The 8,511-nt window shown below is 69.5% G+C and carries 9 protein-coding genes and 1 rRNA gene; 9 read left to right on the top strand and 1 reads right to left on the bottom strand.

All coding sequences use genetic code 11. The annotated features are described in order from the left end of the window. The 9 genes from rrf to ACWDZ4_RS27425 all read left to right on the top strand — a co-directional run. Positions 1-93, top strand: a 5S ribosomal RNA gene (rrf, locus tag ACWDZ4_RS27465); the annotation flags it as partial. Between the two features lie 68 nt (positions 94-161). Continuing rightward, on the top strand, positions 162-806 hold the full coding sequence (locus ACWDZ4_RS27460; protein ID WP_451511065.1) for an HAD family hydrolase: 645 nt from the start codon (positions 162-164) through the stop codon (positions 804-806). Between the two features lie 41 nt (positions 807-847). Next, on the top strand, positions 848-2,044 hold the full coding sequence (locus tag ACWDZ4_RS27455; RefSeq protein WP_451511064.1) for an MFS transporter: 1,197 nt from the start codon (positions 848-850) through the stop codon (positions 2,042-2,044). Next, the gene (locus ACWDZ4_RS27450) at positions 2,013-3,188 is read left to right on the top strand and encodes an acetoin utilization protein AcuC (RefSeq protein ID WP_451511063.1); all 1,176 of its coding nucleotides are present in this window, start codon (positions 2,013-2,015) and stop codon (positions 3,186-3,188) included. The genes ACWDZ4_RS27455 and ACWDZ4_RS27450 overlap by 32 nt, the downstream gene beginning before the upstream one ends. A gap of 121 nt (positions 3,189-3,309) precedes the next feature. Next, the gene (locus ACWDZ4_RS27445) at positions 3,310-4,125 is read left to right on the top strand and encodes a phosphatase (RefSeq protein ID WP_451511062.1); all 816 of its coding nucleotides are present in this window, start codon (positions 3,310-3,312) and stop codon (positions 4,123-4,125) included. Positions 4,126-4,255: 130 nt separating this feature from the next. Then, positions 4,256-4,468: a helix-turn-helix domain-containing protein gene (locus ACWDZ4_RS27440; protein WP_014046653.1), complete on the top strand. Its 213-nt coding sequence runs from the start codon at positions 4,256-4,258 to the stop codon at positions 4,466-4,468. A gap of 110 nt (positions 4,469-4,578) precedes the next feature. Next, positions 4,579-4,677, top strand: coding sequence for a 30S ribosomal protein bS22 (locus tag ACWDZ4_RS27435; protein ID WP_003948845.1), 99 nt, complete (start codon positions 4,579-4,581; stop codon positions 4,675-4,677). 179 nt (positions 4,678-4,856) lie between these two features. Continuing rightward, positions 4,857-5,897, top strand: coding sequence for an NAD-dependent epimerase/dehydratase family protein (locus ACWDZ4_RS27430; protein ID WP_451511061.1), 1,041 nt, complete (start codon positions 4,857-4,859; stop codon positions 5,895-5,897). Position 5,898: 1 nt separating this feature from the next. Then, positions 5,899-6,996, top strand: coding sequence for a lysophospholipid acyltransferase family protein (locus ACWDZ4_RS27425; RefSeq protein ID WP_451511060.1), 1,098 nt, complete (start codon positions 5,899-5,901; stop codon positions 6,994-6,996). 85 nt (positions 6,997-7,081) lie between these two features. Here the strand turns inward: ACWDZ4_RS27425 and ACWDZ4_RS27420 are convergent, their stop codons facing one another. Then, positions 7,082-8,290: a DUF5667 domain-containing protein gene (locus ACWDZ4_RS27420; RefSeq protein WP_451511059.1), complete on the bottom strand. Its 1,209-nt coding sequence runs from the start codon at positions 8,288-8,290 to the stop codon at positions 7,082-7,084. Positions 8,291-8,511: the final 221 nt, after the last annotated feature.

Below are 8,511 nucleotides of genomic sequence, written 5' to 3'. Positions count from 1 at the left end.
ACGCCCGGTTACATTCCGAACCCGGAAGCTAAGCCTTTCAGCGCCGATGGTACTGCAGGGGGGACCCTGTGGGAGAGTAGGACACCGCCGAACAAATTTTATGCCCCGGTCCCTGGACTTATGTCCAGGGACCGGGGCTTTTTTGCGTTTAAGGTCAAGTCATGCGCTACGACCTCATCATCTTCGACAATGACGGCGTGCTCGTGGACAGCGAGCCCATCTCCAACACCGTCCTCGCCGGCTATCTGAGCGAGCTGGGACATCCCACCTCGTACGAGGAGTCGCTACGGGACTATATGGGTGGGGCCGTGCACCGGATCCACGATGTTGTACTGGAACGGTCCGGGCAGCGACTGCCCGAGGACTTCGACAAGACGCTGCACGCCCGGATCTTCGCCGCCTTCGAGCAGGAGCTGAAGCCGGTCGGCGGGGCGGAGGAGCTGCTGGGGCAGCTGGTGGCGGACGGGACGTCGTACTGTCTCGCGTCCTCCGGGAGTCATGAGCGGATCCGGGTCGGGCATCTGGTGGCCGGGTTGGACGAGTGGTTCGAGGAGAGCTGGATCTTCAGCTCGCAGGACGTCGGGCGGGGCAAGCCGGCGCCGGACCTCTTCCTTTACGCCGCGGAACGGATGGGCGTACCGGCGGAGCGGTGTGTCGTGGTGGAGGACAGCCCGCTCGGGGTGGAGGCGGCCAGGGCCGCCGGGATGGATGTGTACGGCTTCACGGCCATGAATCCGGCGGACAGGCTGCCCGGGGCCACCGGGTACTTCTCCGAGCTGGGGGAGTTGCCGGGATTGCTCGCGTGATAGCTACCCATGGGTAGGTGGCGGGCCTACGCTGTGCGGCCATGACTGACGCGCGCCTGCGGCACGGCAGGGCTTCCCTGGGATTGAGCTTCTTCGCGCAGGGCGTGGCTTTCGCGCTTCTCGTGACGCGGTTGCCGGCCATCCAGAACCGGTACGGGATATCCGACGGGCTGCTGCCCGTCTTCCTGGCCGCCGTGCCGATCCTGGCGGGTGTGGGGAGCGTCGGTGCTGAGCAGCTGGTGAAGCGGGTCAGGCCGAGCGTCGTGCTGCGGTGGTCGCAGCCGGTGGTGCTGCTGGCGCTTCTCGTGGTCGGGGCCGGCAGCGAGATGTGGCAAGTGGGCCTTGCGCTGGGGGCGTTCGGGCTGGCGGTCGGGGCGTTGGACGCGTCGATGAACATGCTGGGGGTGAGTCTTCAGCGGGCGTACGGGCGCAGCATCATGCTCGGTTTCCACGCGGCGTACAGCCTTGGCGGGATCGTGGGGGCGTCGCTGGCGTGGGTGGGAGCGCATGGAGGGCTGTCACTGGTCGTCTCGTATCTGCCTGTGGTGGTGGTGCTGTTGCCTGCGGCGTTGGGCGGCAGCCGGTGGTATGCCGACGGTGTGGCGGGGGAGGGGGAAGCCGCTTCGAGGGGTGGGCCGGGTGGCTTCAAGTTGTTGCTGCCGCTGTGTCTGGTGATGACGTTTGCTTACATCGGGGACTCGACGGTCTCGAACTGGAGCGCCAAGTACCTGCAGGACGTGCTCGGTTCGTCGGAGCAGGCGGCGACCCTTCCGTACAACGTGTATATGGTCACGACCTGGGTCGGGCGGGCCGTCGGGGACCTTGGTGTGCGGCGCTTCGGGGCCGTTGCCGTGGTGCGGGGAGGGACGCTGCTCGCCGCGGGCGGGTTCGCCGTGGTGGCGGGGGCGCCGGGGGTGGGCGCGGGGATGCTCGGGTTCACGATGCTCGGGTTCGGGCTGTGCGTGATCGTGCCGCAGGCGTTCGCGGCGGCGGGACGGTTGTTCCCCGGGGCGGCGAGTGATGCGGCTGTCGCCCGGCTCAATGTCTTCAACTACGTGGGGTTCCTGGTCGGGGCGCCGTTGGTGGGGGCGCTCGGGGAGGCGTGGAGCTACCGGGGGGCGATGCTCGTGCCCATGGGGTTGGTGCTGGTGACGCTGGTGTACGCCCGGTCGTTCGCGTCCGGGACCGACCGATACGGTGGCGGGCATGAGCGGGCGCGCACTGTTGATGTGGGATGACGCGGTAACTGGCTACGACTTCGGGGCGAGCCATCCGATGGACCCGGTCAGGCTCGACCTGACGATGGGGCTGGTACGGGCGTACGGGCTCGACCGGATGGTGGAGGTGGTCGCCGCGCCGGTCGCGGGGGACTCGACGCTGCGGCTCGTGCACCGTGAGGACTATGTGGCGGCGGTGCGGGCGGCCTCGGCGGATCCGCGGGGGGCGGACCAGGCGTACGGGCTGGGAACCGTCGACGATCCGGCTTTCGCCGGGATGCACGAGGCTTCCGCGCTGATCGCCGGGCAGTCGGTGGGAGCGGCGGAGGCGGTCTGGCGGGGGGAGGCCGCGCACGCGGTGAACTTCGCGGGCGGGCTGCACCATGCGATGCCGGGGGGTGCGGCGGGGTTCTGCATCTACAACGACGCGGCGCTCGCGATCGCGCGTCTGCTGGAACTGGGGGCGGAGCGGGTCGCGTACGTGGATGTGGACGTGCACCACGGGGACGGGGTACAGGCGGCGTTCTGGGACGACCCGCGGGTGCTGACGGTCTCGCTCCACGAGCACCCGAGGACGCTGTTTCCGGGGACGGGGTGGCCGGAGGAGACGGGCGGGAGCGGGGCGGGGGAGGGCTCTGCGGTGAATGTGGCGCTGCCGGCGGGGACGGGGGACGCGGGGTGGCTGCGGGCGTTCCACGCGGTCGTGCCGGAGCTGTTGGCGGACTTCCGGCCTCAGGTGCTGGTGACGCAGCACGGGGCGGACACGCACTTCGACGATCCACTGGCGCATCTGGCTGTCTCGCTGGACGCGCAGCGGGCGGTGCAGGCGGCCTGCCACGACCTGGCTCATGAGTACGTGGAGGGTGGGGCGTGGGTGGCGCTGGGGGGCGGGGGATATGCGGTGGTGGACGTCGTGCCGCGCTCCTGGACGCACCTGGTGGGGATCGCGGCGCACCGGCCGATCGATCCGGAGTCGGTGATCCCGGCGTCTTGGCGGGAGGAAGTGTACGCACGTACACGGCAGTTGGGGCCGGGGCGGATGACGGATGGGCTCACGCCGGCCTGGAAGGGGTGGGACGCGGGGTACGACCCGGCGGACCGGCTGGACCAGGCGGTGCTGGCGGCTCGGCGAGCGGCGTTTCCTTTGCGGGGGCTGCTGGCGTAGGGCGGTGCGGGCTGAGGGGTGTGGGGTGCGGGTGCGGGTGCGGTGGGGCGGGTTACGCCGAGTGTGGGGTGTGTTCGGGGTTTCGGGGAAAAGGGGGTGAGGGTGCGGGAGCATCGGGAGGGTGTTGAGTACCGGCGCGCTGCGTGCGCATCTGTTGGCGGCCCGGCTGGCCGGGCCCGTGGCCACCTCGCGGGAGAAGAGCCTGCGCAGCTATCGGTTGTTCGCCGCGCGGGATCCGCGGGTGCTGCTCGGGCTCGATCCCTTGTGGGCGTGGGACGAGCTCGATGTGATGGCTCTGATGGCCGACAAGTGCGGTGTCTCTGATGATCCGGGATGTGTCACCGGGACTGATGTGATTGACCCCGAGCGGACTCTGGCCGGGCTGGATGCCTTCGCCCGCAGGCTGGGGGAAGCCGCCGCACGGCGGGTGCCGGTGCTGTTCGGGACCGGTCATCCGCACCGGTTGCTCGAGTTCTACGCCGTCCTCGCAGACGCTTTGTCGGCGGCGGGGTGCCTCGTCCTCACACCGGCGCAGGGGCGATGTGTCGACATAACGACCCGGTTCGGCGTACGTACGTACAACCTCGACTACGTACGGGGAGTCGCGCTGATGCGTGAACCCGGCGCGCGCGGCCCCGCGAGTGAGACCGGCGCACACAGCCATTCCCCCCTCCCGATCCGGGTCGCGCTCGCTGCTGCGGGGGAGGCCGGCGGGCCTCTGCCCGGGCTGGTCGTGGGGGACCACGGATGGGTCTGCGGTGCAGGTCAGCTCGGTATCGAGGCCATCGGGCTCGCGGATACGGACGATCCCGCGCTGTTCGTCGGAGAGGCCGAGGGGCAGGTGTCCGTCGCCGTTCCGCTTGATGACGCTGTGCGGTCTGATTACTACCGGCCGCTTACTCGCTATGTACTCAATCGAGCGTGTCTGTCACAGTAGGTGGCCGGTGGCTGCTCCTCTTCCCCACTCGTATCACCCGCCCCTAGTCTGGGAGTGAGCGCACAACGACGAAGAGTCACCGGAGGGGAAGCCGGTGCGCGTCGGGTGCGGAAGGTACAGGTGGTGGGTCATGGCTGCTGGCAGTGAGAGGCCTCTCAACGAGGTCAAGTTTCTGACCGTGGCGGAAGTCGCCTCGGTGATGCGAGTGTCCAAGATGACCGTGTACCGATTGGTGCACAGCGGTCATCTGCCGGCGATCCGGGTGGGCAGGTCCTTCCGGGTTCCGGAGCAAGCAGTTCACGAGTACCTCCGAGAGTCCTTTGTGGGGGTGGAATCAGCCTGACGAGGACCTCGGATTACGTCCCTCTCCCGGTGGCGGGTAGGCTAGGCCCTCGTAGGTCGTGTGGGCCCAGACGCCCCGCACCGAGTGAAGAGAAGTGAGCGAGGGTAGTCGTGGGCTCTGTTATCAAGAAGCGGCGCAAGCGGATGGCCAAGAAGAAGCACCGCAAGCTGCTCAAGCGCACCCGCGTTCAGCGTCGCAACAAGAAGTAAGCGGCAGCTGTACGTGGACCGCAGCCCTCCCACCGTCATGGTGGGAGGGCTGCGGTGCGTTCCGGGCCGGCTGGCCCGGGCGCGCGTGTCCGTCGTCATTTCGGGTGCCGTGAGGTCCTCACAGAGCAACATCCAACCGCTACGGTTGCGCCAGGGAAGTCCGAGGGAAGGCGCTGATCTTGGGCAAGGTCGTGCTCGTCACAGGTGTGGCCCGGCAGCTGGGTGGCCGTTTCGTACGGCGCATCCAGCGTGATCCCGAGGTGGACCGGGTGATCGGCGTCGACGCGGTCCCTCCCGACCACCACCTGGGAGACGCCGACTTCGTGCGGGCGGACATCCGCCGGCCCGCCATCGCGCGCGTGCTCGCCGAGCACCGGGTCGACACCGTCGTGCACATGGCCGTCACCGGTACGCCGCTGGGCACCGGCGGCAGCCGTACGTCGGTGAAGGAGACCAACGTCATCGGCACCATGCAGTTGCTCGGCGCGTGCCAGAAGTCGCCGACCGTGCAACGGCTCGTCGTGAAGTCGAGTACGAGCGTGTACGGGTCGGCGCCGCGCGACCCCGCCGTCTTCACCGAGACCACACCGCCGAAGTCACTGCCCAGCGGCGGCTTCGCGAAGGACGCGGTCGAGGTCGAGGGGTACGTACGGGGCTTCGCGCGCCGTCGGCCCGACGTGGCCGTGTGCGTGCTCCGTTTCGCCAACATCCTCGGGCCCTGTGCGGATTCCCCGCTGGCCGACTACTTCTCGCTGCCGGTGCTGCCCACGGTGTTCGGGTACGACCCGCGGCTGCAGTTCGTGCACGAAGACGATGTCATCGACGTTCTGCGCATCGCCTCGCACGACCCGCGGCGCGGAACGATGAACAGCGGGACCTTCAATGTCGCCGGCGACGGCGTGCTGACGCTCTCGCAGTGCTCGCGGCGGCTGGGACGGCCGACCGTTCCGGTGCTGCTGCCCGCCGTCACCTGGGTCGGATCCGCGCTGCGGACCGTCGGGGTGACCGACTTCTCGCCCGAGCAGATCCGGCTGCTGACGCACGGGCGGGTCGTCAGGACCGCCCAGATGCGCGAGACACTGGGGTTTGACCCCACGTACACGACCGCGGAGGCTTTTTCGGACTTCGCGGACAGCCGGGGCGCAGGTCTGCTGCCGCCCGAGGCTCTTGCCCGTACCGTCGACCGGCTCTCCACTCTCGTCAGCAAGGAGCGCATCTGACATGGCCGATGCCAAGGTCATCCCCTTCGGTGATGAACCGAGGACGAGGCGACCCAGGCCCAAGTCCAAGGACGCGGTTTCTTCCGCTTCCGCGGCCGCCGCCTCCAAGGGGGCCAGGGGGAAGCGGCCGCCGGGGCGCAAGGGCGGGCCGCTCGCGCCCGTACCGGAGCAGCCGGCGGGTCCGGGCGATGCGGTGGACGCGGAGACCGCGGAGACCGCGGTGACGCCGGAGGAGCCGAAGGCGGACCCCGGGGGCGGGGGCGGCTGGGACCGGCGGATCGCGGGCGGGCTGGCGTTCCTGCGGCGGCGGCTCACCGGTGACTACGAGGTCGACGAGTTCGGTTACGACGAGGAGCTCACCGACAAGGTCCTGATGTCGATGATCAGGCCCCTGTACGAGAAGTACTTCCGGGTGGAGGTCAAGGGCATCGAGAACATCCCGTCGGAGGGCGGGGTGCTCATCGTCGCCAACCACTCGGGGACGCTGCCGCTGGACGGGCTGATGCTCCAGGCCGCGGTGCACGACAACCATCCGGCCGGGCGGAACCTGCGGCTGCTCGCGGCGGACCTGGTGTTCATGCTGCCGGTCGTGAACGAGCTGGCCCGTAAAGCCGGGCACACGCTGGCCTGCGCGGAGGACGCGGAGGAGCTGCTGCGGCGGGGCGAGGCCGTCGGTGTGATGCCGGAGGGCTTCAAGGGGATCGGGAAGCCGTTCGGCGAGCGGTACAAGCTGCAGCGGTTCGGGCGGGGCGGGTTCGTCTCCACGGCGCTGCGGGCGGGCGCGCCGATCGTGCCGTGCTCGATCGTGGGGGCGGAGGAGATCTACCCGATGATCGGCAACGCGCGGACGCTGGCGCGGGTGCTCGGGATTCCGTACTTCCCGATCACGCCCACGTTCCCTTGGCTGGGGCCGCTGGGGGCGGTGCCGTTGCCGACGAAGTGGACGATCCAGTTCGGGGAGCCGATTCCTACGGAGGGGTATCCGGCGGAGGCGGCGGAGGACCCGATGCTGATGTTCAACCTGACGGACCAGGTGCGGGAGCAGATTCAGCACACCCTGTACAAGCTGCTGGTGCAGCGGCGGTCAGTGTTCTTCTGAGTGCGGGTGGGACGGACAGGGGTGTGGGCCCGGTCTCCGGGGAGAGCGGGCCCACGGCGTGGCTGTCCTGCTGCCTTCGCTGCCTTTACTCCTGTGCTTTTTCCTCGTCGATGCCCAGGCCCGGGAGGATTCCGGGGAGCAGCGGAGGGACGGTGACGTCCGGGACCGGCGGCCGCCGGTCGCTGTCCTTGGAGGACGGTGGCGACGGGGGCGTCAGGTCGGCCGGCGGAGGATCCAGGATGTCGCCCGGCTTGCCGCCGAGCAGGCCCTCGTCCTTGGACTTGCCGGGGGACGAGGGCGGGTTGGGCTTGGTGTCGCCGCCCGTGCGGCCGCCGGAGGACGTGGTGGTGGAAGGGGCGGGGCGGTCCGTGTCCGGTGTGCCCGTACGGTCCTGGGTGGAGCCGGGGCGTTCCGGGTCGCGGGTCGGCTTCGGCGTGGGCGGCAGGAGCGACTGGAGGGGGGCGACCTCTTCGTCCATGGCTTCGAAGACCGAGCTGACCTGGTCCCCCACATCGGTCAGCTGCGCCGGAAGCCGCTCCCGCAGGCTGCTCCAGGCTTCGCGGTGCGACTTGGTGAAGGACGACAGGGTCTGGATCGCGCCGATGGAACCGTCGCGCTCGTAGGCACGGGTGAGGAGGCGGTGGCCCTCGCCCACGTCGTGTGTCATCCCGCTCAGCGTGCGTCTGACCTCGCCCAGCTGCTCGTGGTCGAGCTCGGCGGTCCGGCCGCGCTCCATGAGGCGACGGGCCTCCTGGAAGCGGGTCGATGCCTGGTTGAGGTAGAGCTCACCACGGGCGGCGTCGTCGTCGGCCATGGTGAGTTTGACGTCTTCCATGCCGCGCTTCAGCCCGTACAGCGAATCACCCGGCAGGGCGTCGGAACTCGCAGCGGCCACTCCGCTGAAGGCTCCTGCGGCCACACCGACGGTGAGCCCACCCGCAGCGATGCCCTTCGACCATCGGGAGCGCGGGCGCAGCTTCCGGAGCGGGGACGCCCGGTGGGCGCCCCGTCCGGTCCGCTGCTCGGGCACCGTAGGGCCCGCCGGCGCGCCGCCTTCGGCGACCATGGCCTCCATGGCGGCGATGAGCTGGGCCCGCTGGACGACTTTGACCTCGGGGTCCAGCTCCGGTGACGGCAGCTCGCCGAAACCCTTCGCCAGGGCCAGAAGCCGTGTGGTCTCCGGTCCTTCAGCTGTTTCTTCGGGCTGATCTGCCGCCGTGCCCTGGGGCGTCTGTGCCTCCAGCGCCTGGGCGAAGGCGTTCGCCCGCCGGTGCGCCGATACGTTCGCGATCACTGGCGGCACCTCCTCTCGTCATGACGATCGACTCCCCTGGGGGTCCGGAAGGTTGCACGCCATGAGTACATCCACACGATCGAGTGAGTGGCTGCGGGCATGGCGTGACCGCAGGGAGCCTGCATCCCGCACAACGAGCGTCGCGGCACTTGGGTTACGCGCGAAGGATGATCGGACCACAACGTCATGGAAGCGTCACCAACTGTGAGTCGTGGTCGGCC

It is taken from the genome of Streptomyces sp. NPDC003016 (genome assembly GCF_053591455.1).
Note: the sequence above shows the minus strand (reverse complement) of the source record. Positions and strands in the feature narration are given on the sequence as shown.

Coding starts and splice junctions, on each gene's coding strand:
- ACWDZ4_RS27460 (WP_451511065.1), top strand. CDS start 162: ATGCGCTACGACCTCATCATCTTCGACAATGACGGCGTGCTCGTGGAC.
- ACWDZ4_RS27455 (WP_451511064.1), top strand. CDS start 848: ATGACTGACGCGCGCCTGCGGCACGGCAGGGCTTCCCTGGGATTGAGC.
- ACWDZ4_RS27450 (WP_451511063.1), top strand. CDS start 2,013: ATGAGCGGGCGCGCACTGTTGATGTGGGATGACGCGGTAACTGGCTAC.
- ACWDZ4_RS27440 (WP_014046653.1), top strand. CDS start 4,256: ATGGCTGCTGGCAGTGAGAGGCCTCTCAACGAGGTCAAGTTTCTGACC.
- ACWDZ4_RS27425 (WP_451511060.1), top strand. CDS start 5,899: ATGGCCGATGCCAAGGTCATCCCCTTCGGTGATGAACCGAGGACGAGG.